Here is a 15,245-nt window from a genome sequence, read left to right as displayed (position 1 = left end):
ACACCCCGAAAAACAAATTTCATTTCCTCTTTTATTATAGATGATATCGAAATAGTTAACTAAATATACATATGACATTTCAATAAAAAAAATACACCTCCAATTGTTATTTGTGTCTCACAACTGGAGGTGTACATCATTTAGGAAAGCTCTTCTACATTTTTAAATAAACTTACTAATAATGCTTTTTGCGCATGCAATCGATTACCGGCTTGCTCAAATACGATAGATTTTGGCCCATCTATAATTTCGCCTGTTACTTCTTCTTCACGATGGGCAGGTAAACAGTGTAAGAAGCGATATGTTTGCTTCGCATGCTTAACAAGTTCATTATTGATTTGGTATGGTTGAAACAACGTATATTTCTCTTCTTCGCCCTCTTGCCCCATGCTCATCCAAACGTCAGTATAAATGAAATCTGCTTCATTCACCGCTAATTCAGGGTTATGCAAAATTTCAATTTCAGCTCCTGTTTCCTTGGCAATCGCTAACGCTTTTTTTACAATCTCTTCATTCGGTTCATACCCTATAGGCGTTGCAACAGTCATATGCATTCCAACTTTTGCACTCGCTAACAACAATGAATGACATACATTATTTCCATCACCTACGTAAGCCAATTTTATTCCTTTAAATGTATTTGTTTCTTCGTATATTGTCATTAAGTCTGCCAATGCTTGACAAGGATGATGGTCATCCGTTAATCCATTAATAACAGGTATGCTCGATTCTTTTGCAAGCTCTTCTACATCCGCATGTGAGAATGTACGTATCATAATCCCGTCAATATACTGCGATAATACTTTCGCAGTATCTGAAACAGTTTCTCCTCTTCCCATTTGCATCTCTTTTCCACTTAAAAACATACCATGTCCCCCAAGCTGTACCATTCCTGCTTCAAAAGATACACGAGTACGAGTTGAATGTTTATCAAAGATAAGACCTAATATTTTGCCTTGCAGTAAAGGCTCTTGCTTATTCTTTTTTAAATATATTGCGAACTCAATTAAAGAAATAATTTCTTCTTGCGTTAGTTCTTCTAATGTTAAAAGGTCTTTCGTATTTAATTTCGGTACTTGTACAGTTGACATGAAAATTCCCCCTTATATGATTGATACGTTTTTTGTACAAACTACTTTTTTCATCATATATACTGCCTGTTCTAGTTCTTCATTCGTTACAATAAGTGGCGGTAATAGTCTTATAACATTAGGTCCTGCTTGTAATACGAGAAGTCCTTCTTCTTCTAGTTGTTCTATAAAACTTGCAACTTCATGCGTACATTCAATTCCAACCATAAGCCCCTTACCACGTATATTTTGAATACATTCGACATGTCGTAATTCCTCTTGCAACTTCTGTAATACGTACTCGCCCTTTTCCTTTACTTCTTTTAAAAACGATGGTCTTTTAATTATTTGCAATACTTCTTTCGCCGTAGCCATTGCAACATAATTTCCACCAAACGTTGAACCATGTGACCCTGCAGGAAACGATATTCCAAGTTCTTTCCGGCCAATCATTGCTCCAACTGGAATGCCATTTCCAAGCGCCTTAGCAGTAGTAACGATATGAGGTGTTATTCCCATTTGTTCGTAAGCAAATAATGTCCCTGTTCTTCCGATTCCTGTTTGGACTTCGTCTATAATAAATAAGGACCCGAACTTCTTACATAATGCTTCAATCGCTTTCAAAAAAGATAGATCAGCAGGTATGACTCCTCCCTCTCCTTGAACAACTTCTATCATTACTGCCGCAACTTCTTCATTCATTACTTCCTCTAATGCCTTTATATCGTTAAATGGTGTATGTAAAAAAGATGGAAGGAGCGGACCAAATCCTTCTTTCACTTTATTTTGTCCCGTCGCACTCATCGTTCCGAATGTTCTACCGTGAAAAGATTGCTCGCATGTTACGACGAGAGATTTTTCAGTATGCTTACGGGCTAGCTTCAAAGCAGCTTCATTCGCCTCTGCCCCGCTATTACAGAAGAACACATAATCTAATGCTATGTTTTCTGTTAATAATGACGCGACTTCTTCTTGTAAGCTGTTTGTAAACAGGTTAGATATATGCCATATTTCATGCAGTTGCTCTTGTACAGCTTTCATAACAGTAGAATGACAATGTCCTAAATTACATACACCGATTCCTGATGTGAAATCTAAATATTGCTTACTGTTATTATCAATGACTTTCGTTCCTTTTCCCTTTACAAACTCAATCTTTCTTCTCCCATACGTTTGAAAAAGATGACTTGTCATGCAATACTCACACCCCTCGTTACCGTCGTTCCGATACACTCACCTGTAACCTCGGTAAAATCCTTCATCCCATTTACGATACTAATCTTTTGCACTCCCATTTTTAATGATGCTAGTGCTGCCTGTACTTTCGGAATCATCCCACCGGTAATAACACCGTTTTCTATAAAATTAACAATCTCAAATTCGTCGGTTTTCTTTACTAACTTTCCTTCATGCAATACCCCATCTACATCTGTAATAAAAATGAGTTCTTTTGCAGATAATGCGGCCGCAATCCCAGCTGCAGCGGTATCCGCATTTATGTTATAAATCTCATTATCATTTATGCCGACCGGAGCAATAACAGGAATATAATTCATATTTATTAATCCTTTTAGTAAGGCCGTTTCGACATACCTTACTTCTCCCACATATCCTATCTCCTCACTGACAGGTTGAACTTGAAGTAGATTGCCGTCACATCCTGAACAACCTACCGCTCGTAAATTATGCTTTTGTAAATTCATTACGAGTTTTTTATTCGTACTTCCACATAACACCATTTGAACAACATCCATAACTTCTTTTGGTGTTACCCGTAATCCATCTCTTTTTTCTACGTTGATGTTACAATCTTTTAATTGGGCATCAATTTCTGGGCCACCACCATGAACAATCACTACTTTATACTTCTGTTGTAATTTCTTTATGCAATCAAAAAACACATCATTTAATTGATCCAACATACTACCGCCGCATTTCACTACAATATAATCGCTCATCTTCCCTCTCCTTATGTACGATAACAAGCGTTTATTTTCACATATTCATAACTTAAGTCACAGCCCCAAGCTGATCCGGTCTCTTCACCTAAATGTAAATACACATCAATGACTATTTCATCTTCTTGTAATCTCTCTTTCATTTCCTCTTCAGAAAACATTTGAGGTTCACTATTTTTCAGCACAACGATAGATTGAAGAGTAATATCAATTGTATTTGGATTAATCGCTACTTCACTTTGTCCAATGCTGCTAATAATTCGCCCCCAGTTTGGGTCTTCACCATGTATTGCTGTTTTCACAAGACTCGAACCGACTATTTGTTTTGCGATTTTCTTTGCCTCTTCATTCGTTTGAGCTCCTAGCACATTTACTTCTATTAACTTCGTAGCGCCTTCACCATCTTGTGCAATTTTTTTTGCTAAATCTTCACATACCTTCTGTAAGGCAAATATGAAAGTTTCCCAATCTGCATGTTCCATATCGATTGGTTTCGTTTCTGATAATCCACTTGCCATAGCGATGACCATATCATTCGTAGAAGTATCGCCATCCACCGTAATTTGATTAAATGTATGATTCGTTATTTGTGATAATGCGGTTTGCAATACGTCATGCTCTATATGAGCGTCTGTCGTAATAAAACTTAGCATCGTTGCCATATTTGGATGAATCATCCCTGAACCTTTCGCAACACCAGCAATCATCACTTTCTTTCCATCAATCATCATCTCATAGCAAGTTTCTTTCGTTATAAGATCCGTCGTTAAGATTGCTTCAGAAAAAGAATGAGCTTCATTTTCTTCCTTCGCCGGGATAAGAGTTGCAATTCCCTTTCGGATTATATCCATCGGCAACGGAACACCAATTACACCTGTTGAAGCTACTGCAACATAATTTTCTTTCACTCCAAAATGTTCCGCCCCTAATGCACGCATCTCGTATGCATCTTGTAATCCTTTCATCCCTGTACAAGCATTTGCATTTCCACTATTGACGATAATAGCTTGTAATTTCCCCTCAGTCGTTATACTATCCTTCGTTACTTGCAAGGGGGCTGCTTGTATTTGATTTGTTGTATAAACAGCAGCACATGATGCTGGTGTATCACAAACGATTGCCCCTAAATCCTTTTTCTCCTTTTTCAAACCAATTGCATTGCCAATGGCCGAGAAACCTTTTGGAGTTACAATCGAACCATTTTCTACTTTTGTAATAGACGCTACTTTAATCATCATGTCCCCCCTTATAGATAAAGCGGCATATGTTGTAAACCTGTTGTTTCTTCTAGTCCCGCTATTATGTTTGCATTTTGAATTGCTTGCCCAGCCGCACCTTTCATCATATTGTCTATAACAGAAACGACTGTCACTCTTCCTGTTCTTTCATCGTAAGCTATCCCCATATCACAATAATTTGAGCCCCTCACTTCTTTCGGACTTGGAAACTCTCCTTGCAGACGAATTCGAATGAAAGGCGATTGTTCATACGTTTCTTCATATAATTTTTGAAGTTGTTCTATTTCCATTTCTCGTTTTACTTTCGCATAAAGTGTAACCATAATCCCCCGTGATATCGGTATTAAATGTGTACTAAACGTGATTGGCTTCGTTTCCCTATTCCACTCCGCAAGCATTTGCTCAATCTCAGGAACGTGTTGATGCTCATTTACTTTATAAATACGCAAGTTATCGTATAACTCAGGAAAGTGAGTCATCGTTGTTGGCGTTTTTCCTGCTCCAGATACTCCTGATTTCGCATCAATAATAATCGAATCTTCTTCAATTATGCCGCTACGAACTAATGGCAATGTCGCTAATAATGCAGCTGTAGCAAAACATCCTGGGTTTGCAATTAAATTTGCATTTTGAACCTCGGACCTTTTCCATTCACTTAGCCCATATACAGCTTTACTAAGAATTTCTTCTTTTGCAGCTGCCCTTTTGTACCACTGTTCATATATGAAAGGATCTTTCATACGAAAGTCTCCAGATAGGTCAATTACTTTTAAACCTACTGCTAATAATTTTGGAGTTAGCTCTGCTGATACTCCTGCCGGGGTTGCCAAAAATACAATTTCTGCTTCTTTCACTATTTCCTCCGCATCAATTTCTTGTAACGTATGAACAAGAACATTTTGAAAATGCGGATATACATTTGTTATACACTCGCCAACTTGTGAAAAAGAATGGAGAGATGCTATCGAAAAATATGGATGTTGCTCTAATAACCGAATTAATTCAATACCTCCATACCCAGTTGCTCCAATAATCGCGACCTTCATATGCTCCTCCTCATATCGATTCTTTAAATTAAGTATGATTATAATATTGTATATTTATAGAGTCAATTAAATATTTATAAATTTTACAAACTTAAAAAACTTAATTTTACTAGAAAAATAATATGCACAACCGAATTTTTATACAAAAATAGTGCATAGTAGTTTTTTTATTTCACTTCAAGTACAATAAAACAATACATACGTACATACAGGCGAGGAAAACATGAATGAAAAATTAATTGAGAAAATGATTATAAAAAGTTTTCAGCAATATCAATGTAGTCCTATGTCAAATGAGGATCAGGAAATGCTTGTTAAACATATTCAAGCAATAATTCATTCAAATACTAAAATTGATGTATACGAGGCAGTTGAGGATATCGTTTACGATTATGTGACTGGAAAATAAAAAATAGGAGATTTCCATATGGAAATCTCCTATTTTTTACTTAATGATTTACCTGCAACACGCTCAAATAAACCTGGGAATAAAGCATACAGTTTCGGACCAATGCCCATCCATTTCGGTAAATTTACTTCACGCTTTTTCGTTTGCATTGATTTTACAATTTGCTCTGCTACATATGTTGGTTTTAACATGTATCGTCCCATATTTTTCACATATGTACCGGATTGATCAGCTATTTCAAAAAAGTTTGTATCTATCGGACCTGGATTAATCGCTGTTACGAAAACATTCGTACTAGACAACTCCATGCGTAAACTATTCGTAAATCCTAGTACTGCATGTTTCGTTGCTGCATACGCACTCGATTTCGGCGTTGCAATTTTCCCAGCAAGTGAAGCAATATTAATAATATGCCCTTCGTTTCTTTTCACCATATAAGGTAGTACCGCTTTCGTGCAAGCTACTAATCCAAATACATTTACTTGGAACATATCTTTCACTTCATCCATTGACGCATCTTCAAACGTTTTAAAAATACCAAATCCCGCATTGTTTACTAATATATCAATACGTCCTACCTCTTGTAATACTTTTGAAAAAACAGATTGTACTTCCGTCTCTTCACTTACATCTAATACATAATAATAGCAAGGCGTATTATAAGTTTCTTTAATTTTGTCTGCTAGCGCTTTTAATTTCTCTTCTGTTCTAGCCATTAATACTGGAGTCGCCCCCTGCTCTGCAACTTGCATTGCAACTTGCTCTCCAATTCCACTAGAAGCACCTGTAATGACGATTACTTTATTTTGTAAACGTCCCGTCATTGCTGTCACCTACTTTGCATAATAAATCAATTGTTGCGAAGATTCATCAATCATCACTTGTTGATTATATGCTAAAAAGTCTAATTGTCCAACCGTTTCTGAAATAGTAAGTGGCAATTGTTCCTTATACAATACCGGAAATAGTTTTACACATACTTCAAATGCTGTCATTGGTTTTTCCTTTAATAACTCAAGCACTTTAAATGCACGTGTTTCTTGCTTTTGTAATCTCGTTTCAATAAGTTGTTTCACATGGAGAACATCTTCTCCATGTCCTGATAAAATGCGCGAAATATTCATTTCACTTAAACGCTTTAACGTTTGATTATATTGTAATAACGGGCGCGCCCTTTCTGTTTGTCCTTCATATGGTGGTTCTAATATTGGATTCGAAGAAATATGACTAATGAGAGCATCCCCTCCAATTAGTATTCCATCAGATTCTCTATATAATGAAATATGAGTGGAAGCATGACCTGGTGTTTCAATTACTGTAAAACCAGGCATTGAATCAATACGATCTCCCTCTCTCACAGTATGCGTTAACGATCTATTACAAGAATATTTCAGTGTCCTTGTCGTCAATAACGCCTCGTCTTTCAAAAATGCTGCTGGAACACCAAATTGTAAAGCCGTCTCTCTAAAAAAATCATGATATCGCTTTAAAAAAGCTGGATTTTGTGTGATCCACGGCTCATTCCAAGGGTGTCCAATAATGTTCGTCTTCTCAGAAAATATATTTAAAAGCCCACAATGATCCGCATGATGATGCGTAATAACTACTGTTTTAATATCTTCTATCGTATATCCTAATGTACCTAACTGACTTTCTAACGCATTTCTTGCCTCTTCTGTATTCGTCCCTGTATCAATTAATGTTAATGTCTCCCCCTCAACTAAAAACACATTCACAGTTTCAACTGCAAATGGCACAGGAATCTCCATTCGGTGAATTGCCGTCATGCTTAGCCCCCCTGTCTCTTTCCGGTTCAAAAATGAATACTTCTTCAGTTTACAACTTCCTTATATATTTGTCATTATTTTCAGATAAAAAGAGGTGTTTCCTAGAAAAAAACGAATGTATGTACATTTATAAGAATTTCTAACCAAAATTAAAGGAGGAACATCATGTCTATTCAAAACATTTCCTTTCTCGGTGCGGGCTCTATTGCTGAAGCGATTATTGGTGGCTTGTTACATGCAAATGTTGTGAAAGGCGAACAAATTACTGTAAGTAATCGTTCTAATGAGACAAGGTTACAGGAGCTACATAACAAATACGGTGTCAAAGGTACACATAATAAAAAAGAACTACTTACTAATACAAATATTCTTTTTCTAGCAATGAAGCCAAAAGATGTTGCAGAAGCGCTTACCCCTTTTAAAGAAGACATACATAATAACCTGCTTATTATTTCGTTATTAGCAGGTGTTTCTACTCATTCAATTAGAAATCTACTTCAAAAAGACGTTCCGATTATTCGTGCCATGCCAAATACATCTGCAGCTATTTTAAAATCAGCTACTGCTATCTCATCTTCAAAACATGCAACAAAGGAACATATTCAAACTGCCATAGCTTTATTTGAAACGATCGGTCTCGTCTCTGTTGTAGAGGAAGAAGAGATGCATGCTGTCACTGCATTATCCGGAAGCGGGCCTGCTTATATTTATTACGTAGTAGAAGCGATGGAAGAAGCTGCAAAAAAAATCGGTTTAAAAGAAGATGTTGCAAAGTCACTTATTCTTCAAACAATGATTGGTGCTGCTGAAATGCTAAAAGCAAGTGAAAAACATCCTTCTATTTTGCGAAAGGAAATTACTTCTCCTGGTGGAACGACCGAAGCAGGCATTGAAGTATTACAAGAACATAAATTTCAACAAGCACTTATTTCTTGTATTACACAGGCAGCGCAACGATCGCATAATCTCGGAAAAACATTAGAACAACTAACAAAAGAAAAATAAAAAATGGAGCTCAATCTTACTTGAGCTCCATTTTTTTATAAACATATATTGTTTAGTTATTCGTCTTCCCAAAAATCTCTTCTTGCAGACGACGACCAGTCGGTGTTGCTGCAAGTCCACCTTCAGCTGTTTCACGAAGTGCTACTGGCATCGTTTGTCCGATTCTAAACATCGCCTCAATTACTTCATCACATGGAATCGTACTCGTTACACCAGCTAATGCTAAATCAGCTGAAATCATCGCATTTGCAGCTCCTGCTGCATTACGTTTTACGCAAGGTACTTCTACAAGTCCTGCAACAGGATCGCATACTAAACCAAGCATGTTCTTTAATGAAATTGCCATCGCTGTAGCTGCTTGGTCTTGTGTTCCACCAGCCATTTCAACTGCAGCTGCAGCTGCCATTCCACTTGCTGAACCAACTTCAGCTTGGCATCCTCCCGCTGCACCAGAAATACAAGCGTTATTCGCAACAACCATACCGAAAGCTCCCGCTGTAAATAAGAATTCAATCATTTCTTCACGTGTAGGCTGCAATTTTTCTCTTAGTGCAAATAGTACACCTGGCACTGTTCCAGCAGACCCTGCTGTTGGTGTTGCACAAATAATTCCCATCGCTGCGTTTACTTCATTTGTTGCAACAGCTTTACTCACTGCGTCCAAAATCGTATCTCCAGATAAGCCTTTTCCACTCTTCATATACGCCTGAACTTTTACAGCATCTCCACCAGTTAAACCAGTTGGTGATTTCACTCCGCGAATACCACGTTCTACCGCTTGCTCCATCACGACTAAGTTCTTTTCCATACCAGCAATTACTTCTTCACGTGAAATACTTCTTGTTTCCATTTCACATTGAATCATAATTTCTGCGATTTTTACATTTTGTTCTTTAGCTTGCGCCACTAGTTCCGCTGCGTTCCGAAACATGGTGTGTCCCCCCTGCAATTATTCCATAATAGTTACTTGACAAATATTTTGTTGCGCTTTTATTTCTTCAATCACTTCATCTGCTAATATTTCATCTGTTTCGATGACCATAAGCGCTCTTCTTCCTTTTTCCTTACGAGAAACACTCATTGTACTAATGTTAATCTCGTGTTTCGCAAGGATTGAAGCTACTGCTGCAATAGCACCGAAGCGATCGTTATTTACAATAAGTAGTGCTGGACTCGTGCCTGATAATTGAAGATCGAATCCGTTTAATTCTACAACTTCAATTTTACCGCCACCAATTGAGCAAGCAACAACTTCAATTTCTTCTTCACCTTTATACAAACGAATTCTCGCTGTATTTGGGTGAGGTGCATTGGCATCCTCTTCAATAAATTCCACTTCAATTTCGCGCTCTTTTGCTATCTCTAGCGCCTCTGGAATACGTAAGTCATCTGTTTCAAACCCTAATATCCCACCTATTAGCGCTACATCTGTACCATGCCCACGATACGTTTTTGCAAATGATCCATATAATGAAATGCTTACTCTTTCTGGTTCATGACGAAACAGCTGGCGAGCAACTTGCCCCATTCTTGCTGCGCCTGCTGTATGTGAACTTGATGGACCAATCATAACTGGACCGATAATATCAAATACTGAGCGATACTTCATCATAACTCCCCCTAAACCTCTATGAAAAAATTTTTTACTATTCTATTAAGCTACCAAATCGGTTGCTTTTCCAGTTGTACTACGAATTTGTTCCGCTATACGAATTGGATCGTTTTTGAATAACAGTGAAGCGATATATCCTGAAATAATACCAGTTATAATATGAAATAAGAAACTTAGCATTACCTTCATTTACACATAATATAAGATAATCTACAGTAAAGCCTTGTAGCAATCCAAAGTTTAACACAGAACCCCTTACAAGCATAGCATAAACAAGTGAAACGCCCATTGCTTTCATACCTTTTGATGCCTTAAAGCTAAAAAGTGAAAAAGGCTTCATACAAATAATAGTAATGTCCTTCCTATTATAATTTCCATGTTGCCCTCTCACAATTTATTCAACTTCACTTGTTATGATAAACGTCTCAAACACATGTAGCCTACAGTAAATTATAATCTGTCCTCATTATAGCTTGTTTTTAATAAAACGCTTACTTTTAATGAATTTTAAAAGTTCTGAATAACAATCCATTTTTACTATTTGTACTACTTGTATGTCGTCCGACTTATATAACAGTTTTTCTAAACAATCGATACTATGTTGTTTCATCTTATATCTTTACATCATTAAAACTTTCTGTTTCATCCTATATAAGCGTAAAATGATAACAGTTTTATTTTTATTTTTTTTTAGAAATAAAAAAATGGCAACCTTTCGTCACCATTTTTTCACAACATTATTATCTGTCCACTGGAAATGATTTTAAATCTGTAGCTATTTCTGTATTAGAAAATAGCTCTCTTGCCTCTTTCAATAATTCCTTATATGTATCCCCTTGATAACGAGAACTAATATGAGTTAATATTAATCGTTTTGCATTTGCCTGAAGTGCAATACTTGCAGCTTGCTTAGATGTGGAATGAAAATAATCATAAGCTTGTTGTTCATCTTCTGCTGCAAAAGTTGCTTCATGAACAAGTACGTCAGCGTCTTGTGCTAGCTCTCTACTCGCTTCACAATATCTCGTATCACCTAAAATGGTAATAATTCTTCCCTTTTGAGGTGGGCCGATAAAATCTTTTCCGTTTAGTATCGTACCATTTTCCAATTCAACCACTTCTCCATCTTTTAAACGTTTAAAGAGTGGACCTGGTTTCACGCCTATCTCCAGCAATTTATCGACTAAAAGGGCGCCTTGTATATCTTTCTCTATAATACGATACCCAAAACATTCAATACCGTGTGACAATCTTTTCGTTTCCACATGAAATTCATTATCTTCAAACACAGTACCTTCTTCTGTTATCTCAACAATTTCAAGCGGGTATTTTACATGTGTCGTACTTACTGATAATGCGACTTCAATAAATTGTTTAATTCCTTTTGGTCCATACACTGTTAAAGGTGTAGTCCCTCCTTGGAACGAACGGCTTCCTAATAAACCAGGCAATCCAAAAATATGATCACCATGTAAATGCGTAATAAATATTTTTTCAATGCGGCGTGGACGTACTGATGTATGTAATATTTGATGTTGCGTCGCCTCGCCACAATCAAATAACCAAGTCTGTCCTCGTTCTTCTAACAATTGCAAAGCAATTGCTGAAACGTTCCTTCCTTTCGAAGGAACACCTGCACCAGTTCCTAAAAATACAAATTCCACTTTCTTTCCTCCAGCTCTTTATATAATCTACCTTTCATCTTACGGAATGTTATTTCAAATGGCAAATCGAATTTACATAACCAATCATCTAGACAACTATATATCACGAACGTTATACTCAAAAAACTTAGCAATCGTTCGTGTTTTATGTTAAAATGATTATACTACATTTTAAGGGAGCGTTTTATTATGAAAGAAGCATTTCGTTTACAAACTGATTTTTCATCTTCATTTGATCGCTGGGTAAGTTCTTTCGTGTCTGATCACCCAGCACAATTAGAATGGACGACTTTGAAAGAATTAATCCATGAATATACAACAACACATACAAATGACTCGTTACCAACATATATTTCTTCAGCTTTAACATATTATGCACAACGTGTTTCAACAACAAATAACTCAGAGATTGTTATTTTTGAAAATCATACAATCTCTTAATCTATCGTAAAAAGCACTGGTTACAGTGCTTTTTATTTATACTTATTTAGCAAATCGGCATATTCCGTCAAAAAATTTGTATACATACTTAAATCAAATTCATCTAAAATTATCTTTTTACTTGAGTTATTATTAAATAATTGTTTTGCTTGTAGTGCCAAAACGACAATTTGTTTTTTATAAAAATAGAAAGTGTCATGATATTTACAGCTTCATGACACCTTCTACATAAACTTATTTTCTAATTTTTGCTGAAAAGACTTTTCTTGCTTACGTAATAATTGACTACCTCGTTGTAAAAGCGGCATTCCATACTTATCATTAATTTGATCAATGACAGCAAGTAGCGGCTCTTCTTTCGCATCTTCTTCAAATGAAAACAAATCTAATTGCTTCACCGATTCAGTCTTCCACTCTATTTCAGTAGCTGTAACACCTAATAAACGAACGGAATCGCCATCCCAATGTTGCTTCCATAAACGAGAGGCCGCTTGAAAAATATCTCGTTCTTCCCAAATGGCATTTTTCAATTGCTTACTCCTCGTTACTGTCCGCCTATCATGATATTTAATCATAATTTGAATATTATAGCTGACAAGAGTTCGCTTTTGTAATCTTTTACTCACTGATTTTGATAGCCTTTCTAACATATCAAGTAATTCTTTTTCTTCATCCATATCCTTTGAAAAAGTCATCGAATTACCAACGCTTTTATGTTGTCCCATTTGACTCGGATCAACTTCTCTATCATCCACACCTTTCGCCCTTCTTTGTAAATCAACACCATGCTTTCCAATTTTAGCGCGAATGATATGTTCATTTCCTTTTGCTAACTGTTCAATTGTTTGTATATGAATATCTTTTAATTTCTCAGCTGTTTTTTCTCCAATTCCATGCATCGCTCCAACCGGAAGTGGCCAAATCATTTCTGGAATATCTCGTTTTCGGAGCACGGTAATACCGAGAGGCTTTTTCATATCAGAAGCTGTTTTTGCTAAGAAAAGGTTCGGAGCAATCCCGATGCTACACGGAAGCTGCAATTCTGTTAATAACGCCTGCTGAATCATCTTTGCTATTTCAAGAGGTGAACCGAGTGCGTAACAGTCTGTAATATCTAAATACCCCTCATCTATTGAGACTGGTTGTATTTTTTCCGTAAAACGGGAAAGAATTTGAAACATTTGAAATGAAGCTTCGCGATATAATGTAAAATTAGGGCGCCTTACAATTAATTGCGGACATAACCTTTTCGCTTCCCAAAGTGGCATCGTTGTACGTATTCCATATTCTCTCGCCTCATAACTACATGTTATGATAATTCCTTTTCTTTCTTTTTCATTTCCAGCAACCGCTAACGGCTTCCCTTGTAACGATGAGTCATGAGCAATTTCAACAGATGCGAAAAAACAATTCATATCTACATGTAAAATAACACGACCTTTTTTTGGATACATTTCTCGCATAGTACTCACCCCCTAATCAGAACGTTCGTTCTTTTATTATAGCAAATTTTGCACAATAATTATAATTATTACTTGTTCTTTTCCATCATATTTATTGCTATAATTTAAATGAAGTGGATATTTTTGTAATTAGGGGTGATTATTATGAAATCAACTGATAAACTCAATTATACGTTTCTCATAATTATACTAATCGTCGCAATCAATTATTTACTTCTTCCTATATTTGATATAAACATAGCTGGTTTCTTTCCTCGTCTAGTCCATGTAGTAACAACTTACATACTGCCATGGATTTTCTTGTATTGGCTTATCCGCCTTGTAAAAGCAATCGAATCAAAGTAAAAAGCGTGTAAATCACAATTGATTTACACGCTTTTTTGTTATATTATTTCGTTACTTCCTCTATGATTGCAACAACTAATTCTGCTGTTTTCGCTAATTCTTCAACAGGAATCTTTTCGTTTGTTGTATGAATTTCTTCATAACCAACTGCTAAGTTAACTGTTGGAATTCCGTGTCCAGCAATTACGTTTGCATCACTTCCGCCACCACTTTGGTGAAGAGAAGGTGTACGACCAATTTTTTCAGCTGCGCGTTTTGCAACTTCTACAACATGATCGCCATCAGCAAATTTAAATCCTGGATACATAACCTTTACTTCAACATCTGCTTGGCCGCCCATTTCTTTTGCAGTTGTTTCAAATGCTTCTTTCATTTTCGCAACTTGTACTTCCATTTTTTCATTGATTAAAGAACGCGCTTCTGCAAAGATTTGTACATGATCGCAAACGATATTCGTTTGTGTACCACCTTCAAAACGTCCAATATTTGCAGTTGTTTCAGAATCAATACGACCAAGTGGCATTTTCGCAATTGCTTTCGCTGCGATAGTAATTGCAGATACACCTTTTTCTGGTGCTACACCAGCATGAGCTGTTTTCCCGCGAATAATCGCATTCACTTTCGCTTGTGTTGGAGCTGCAACAACGATTTCGCCAACTTTCCCATCGCTATCTAACGCGTAACCATATTTCGCTGTAATGCGCTCACGATCTAATGCTTTTGCACCAACAAGACCAGATTCTTCTCCAACTGTAATAATAAATTCAATTGTACCATGAGGGATATTTTTTTCTTTTAAAACACGGATTGCTTCGAACATGGATGCTAATCCCGCTTTATCATCCGCCCCTAAAATCGTAGTACCATCTGATACGATATATCCATCTTTAATAGAAGGCTTAATTCCATTACCAGGAACTACTGTATCCATATGAGAAGTAAAGTAAATTGTATCAACACCATCTTTTGTTGCTGGTAATGTACAAATTAAGTTACCTGCACCATGCCCAGTAACAGCCATTGTATCATCTTCAAATACTTCTACACCTAAATCTGTAAATTTCTTTGTTAATACTTTGCAAATTTCTGCTTCAAATTTCGTTTCAGAATCTACTTGTACTAACTCCATAAATTCATTTACTAAACGTTCTTGATTAATCATAAGACTGCGCCTCCTGCACTACCATTATGTATGTAACACTATTAA

Annotated in this window: 17 protein-coding genes and 1 pseudogene; 4 read left to right on the top strand and 14 right to left on the bottom strand. The window is 36.4% G+C overall.

The features are described 5' to 3' along the window. Nucleotides 1-140 precede the first annotated feature (140 nt). Genes argF through argC form a run of 5 tightly spaced genes read right to left on the bottom strand, consistent with a single transcriptional unit; the run spans nt 141 to nt 5,312 of the window. Nucleotides 141-1,091, bottom strand: a complete 951-nt coding sequence (argF, locus tag QCI47_RS06895; RefSeq protein WP_000108891.1) for an ornithine carbamoyltransferase — start codon at nt 1,089-1,091, stop codon at nt 141-143. Between the two features lie 12 nt (nt 1,092-1,103). After that, nucleotides 1,104-2,264, bottom strand: a complete 1,161-nt coding sequence (locus QCI47_RS06890; RefSeq protein ID WP_309422216.1) for an acetylornithine transaminase — start codon at nt 2,262-2,264, stop codon at nt 1,104-1,106. Next, nucleotides 2,261-3,028, bottom strand: a complete 768-nt coding sequence (argB, locus tag QCI47_RS06885) for an acetylglutamate kinase (protein WP_001286784.1) — start codon at nt 3,026-3,028, stop codon at nt 2,261-2,263. The genes QCI47_RS06890 and argB overlap by 4 nt, the downstream gene beginning before the upstream one ends. Nucleotides 3,029-3,039: 11 nt before the next feature. After that, nucleotides 3,040-4,263, bottom strand: a complete 1,224-nt coding sequence (argJ, locus tag QCI47_RS06880; RefSeq protein ID WP_061132221.1) for a bifunctional glutamate N-acetyltransferase/amino-acid acetyltransferase ArgJ — start codon at nt 4,261-4,263, stop codon at nt 3,040-3,042. Nucleotides 4,264-4,274: 11 nt separating this feature from the next. Beyond that, on the bottom strand, nt 4,275-5,312 hold the full coding sequence (gene argC, locus QCI47_RS06875; protein ID WP_000861218.1) for an N-acetyl-gamma-glutamyl-phosphate reductase: 1,038 nt from the start codon (nt 5,310-5,312) through the stop codon (nt 4,275-4,277). 223 nt (nt 5,313-5,535) lie between these two features. Between argC and QCI47_RS06870 the strand changes: the two genes are divergently transcribed. Next, on the top strand, nt 5,536-5,721 hold the full coding sequence (locus QCI47_RS06870; RefSeq protein ID WP_001003229.1) for a YqzH family protein: 186 nt from the start codon (nt 5,536-5,538) through the stop codon (nt 5,719-5,721). A gap of 29 nt (nt 5,722-5,750) precedes the next feature. Here the strand turns inward: QCI47_RS06870 and QCI47_RS06865 are convergent, their stop codons facing one another. Next, on the bottom strand, nt 5,751-6,545 hold the full coding sequence (locus QCI47_RS06865; protein WP_000147804.1) for an SDR family oxidoreductase: 795 nt from the start codon (nt 6,543-6,545) through the stop codon (nt 5,751-5,753). A gap of 9 nt (nt 6,546-6,554) precedes the next feature. Then, nucleotides 6,555-7,508, bottom strand: a complete 954-nt coding sequence (locus QCI47_RS06860; protein WP_076868268.1) for an MBL fold metallo-hydrolase — start codon at nt 7,506-7,508, stop codon at nt 6,555-6,557. A 165-nt stretch (nt 7,509-7,673) separates the two neighbouring features. Between QCI47_RS06860 and proI the strand changes: the two genes are divergently transcribed. Continuing rightward, nucleotides 7,674-8,513: a pyrroline-5-carboxylate reductase ProI gene (proI, locus tag QCI47_RS06855; protein ID WP_076868267.1), complete on the top strand. Its 840-nt coding sequence runs from the start codon at nt 7,674-7,676 to the stop codon at nt 8,511-8,513. Nucleotides 8,514-8,565: 52 nt separating this feature from the next. On the opposite strand, the gene sdaAA is transcribed toward proI, so the two are convergent. From sdaAA to rnz, 4 genes are all read right to left on the bottom strand, one after another. Beyond that, nucleotides 8,566-9,444 (bottom strand): L-serine ammonia-lyase, iron-sulfur-dependent, subunit alpha, encoded by an 879-nt coding sequence (gene sdaAA / locus QCI47_RS06850; protein WP_000489462.1) that lies wholly within the window; start codon nt 9,442-9,444, stop codon nt 8,566-8,568. 18 nt (nt 9,445-9,462) lie between these two features. Then, nucleotides 9,463-10,122 carry an L-serine ammonia-lyase, iron-sulfur-dependent subunit beta gene (gene sdaAB / locus QCI47_RS06845; RefSeq protein WP_000877446.1) on the bottom strand — a complete coding sequence of 220 codons (660 nt, stop codon included), beginning with the start codon at nt 10,120-10,122 and terminating at the stop codon, nt 9,463-9,465. Between the two features lie 45 nt (nt 10,123-10,167). Continuing rightward, the gene (locus tag QCI47_RS06840; protein ID WP_001998205.1) at nt 10,168-10,314 is read right to left on the bottom strand and encodes a hypothetical protein; all 147 of its coding nucleotides are present in this window, start codon (nt 10,312-10,314) and stop codon (nt 10,168-10,170) included. A 551-nt stretch (nt 10,315-10,865) separates the two neighbouring features. Then, nucleotides 10,866-11,789, bottom strand: a complete 924-nt coding sequence (gene rnz / locus QCI47_RS06835; RefSeq protein ID WP_076868264.1) for a ribonuclease Z — start codon at nt 11,787-11,789, stop codon at nt 10,866-10,868. A 189-nt stretch (nt 11,790-11,978) separates the two neighbouring features. On the opposite strand from rnz, the gene QCI47_RS06830 reads away from it, so the two are divergent. Further along, nucleotides 11,979-12,230, top strand: a complete 252-nt coding sequence (locus tag QCI47_RS06830) for a DUF3932 family protein (protein ID WP_309422217.1) — start codon at nt 11,979-11,981, stop codon at nt 12,228-12,230. A 32-nt stretch (nt 12,231-12,262) separates the two neighbouring features. Here the strand turns inward: QCI47_RS06830 and QCI47_RS06825 are convergent. After that, a pseudogene (locus QCI47_RS06825) lies at nt 12,263-12,412 on the bottom strand (DNA polymerase IV); the annotation flags it as partial. Nucleotides 12,413-12,454: 42 nt separating this feature from the next. Further along, the gene (locus QCI47_RS06820) at nt 12,455-13,693 is read right to left on the bottom strand and encodes a DNA polymerase IV (protein WP_001208839.1); all 1,239 of its coding nucleotides are present in this window, start codon (nt 13,691-13,693) and stop codon (nt 12,455-12,457) included. 144 nt (nt 13,694-13,837) lie between these two features. On the opposite strand from QCI47_RS06820, the gene QCI47_RS06815 reads away from it, so the two are divergent. Next, the gene (locus QCI47_RS06815) at nt 13,838-14,038 is read left to right on the top strand and encodes a hypothetical protein (protein WP_000842869.1); all 201 of its coding nucleotides are present in this window, start codon (nt 13,838-13,840) and stop codon (nt 14,036-14,038) included. Between the two features lie 43 nt (nt 14,039-14,081). Here QCI47_RS06815 and QCI47_RS06810 read toward each other — a convergent pair whose 3' ends face one another. Next, nucleotides 14,082-15,200, bottom strand: coding sequence for a tripeptidase T (locus tag QCI47_RS06810; protein WP_309422219.1), 1,119 nt, complete (start codon nt 15,198-15,200; stop codon nt 14,082-14,084). Nucleotides 15,201-15,245 lie beyond the last annotated feature (45 nt).

This window comes from Bacillus cereus group sp. RP29 (genome assembly GCF_040459765.1).
In the GTDB taxonomy this organism is placed as follows: domain Bacteria; phylum Bacillota; class Bacilli; order Bacillales; family Bacillaceae_G; genus Bacillus_A; species Bacillus_A paranthracis.
The sequence above is the reverse complement of the archived record's forward strand: the minus strand, read 5'-3'. Positions and strand labels throughout refer to the sequence as shown.

Excerpts from the sequence above, each read along its gene's own strand:
- QCI47_RS06840 (WP_001998205.1), bottom strand. The coding sequence starts at position 10,314 with ATGAAGGTAATGCTAAGTTTCTTATTTCATATTATAACTGGTATTATT.
- QCI47_RS06820 (WP_001208839.1), bottom strand. The coding sequence starts at position 13,693 with ATGCGAGAAATGTATCCAAAAAAAGGTCGTGTTATTTTACATGTAGAT.
- QCI47_RS06830 (WP_309422217.1), top strand. The coding sequence starts at position 11,979 with ATGAAAGAAGCATTTCGTTTACAAACTGATTTTTCATCTTCATTTGAT.
- QCI47_RS06810 (WP_309422219.1), bottom strand. The coding sequence starts at position 15,200 with ATGATTAATCAAGAACGTTTAGTAAATGAATTTATGGAGTTAGTACAA.
- QCI47_RS06860 (WP_076868268.1), bottom strand. The coding sequence starts at position 7,508 with ATGACGGCAATTCACCGAATGGAGATTCCTGTGCCATTTGCAGTTGAA.
- QCI47_RS06890 (WP_309422216.1), bottom strand. The coding sequence starts at position 2,264 with ATGACAAGTCATCTTTTTCAAACGTATGGGAGAAGAAAGATTGAGTTT.
- QCI47_RS06865 (WP_000147804.1), bottom strand. The coding sequence starts at position 6,545 with ATGACGGGACGTTTACAAAATAAAGTAATCGTCATTACAGGTGCTTCT.
- proI (WP_076868267.1), top strand. The coding sequence starts at position 7,674 with ATGTCTATTCAAAACATTTCCTTTCTCGGTGCGGGCTCTATTGCTGAA.
- argC (WP_000861218.1), bottom strand. The coding sequence starts at position 5,312 with ATGAAGGTCGCGATTATTGGAGCAACTGGGTATGGAGGTATTGAATTA.
- sdaAB (WP_000877446.1), bottom strand. The coding sequence starts at position 10,122 with ATGAAGTATCGCTCAGTATTTGATATTATCGGTCCAGTTATGATTGGT.
- sdaAA (WP_000489462.1), bottom strand. The coding sequence starts at position 9,444 with ATGTTTCGGAACGCAGCGGAACTAGTGGCGCAAGCTAAAGAACAAAAT.
- QCI47_RS06870 (WP_001003229.1), top strand. The coding sequence starts at position 5,536 with ATGAATGAAAAATTAATTGAGAAAATGATTATAAAAAGTTTTCAGCAA.
- QCI47_RS06815 (WP_000842869.1), top strand. The coding sequence starts at position 13,838 with ATGAAATCAACTGATAAACTCAATTATACGTTTCTCATAATTATACTA.
- argB (WP_001286784.1), bottom strand. The coding sequence starts at position 3,028 with ATGAGCGATTATATTGTAGTGAAATGCGGCGGTAGTATGTTGGATCAA.
- argF (WP_000108891.1), bottom strand. The coding sequence starts at position 1,091 with ATGTCAACTGTACAAGTACCGAAATTAAATACGAAAGACCTTTTAACA.
- argJ (WP_061132221.1), bottom strand. The coding sequence starts at position 4,263 with ATGATTAAAGTAGCGTCTATTACAAAAGTAGAAAATGGTTCGATTGTA.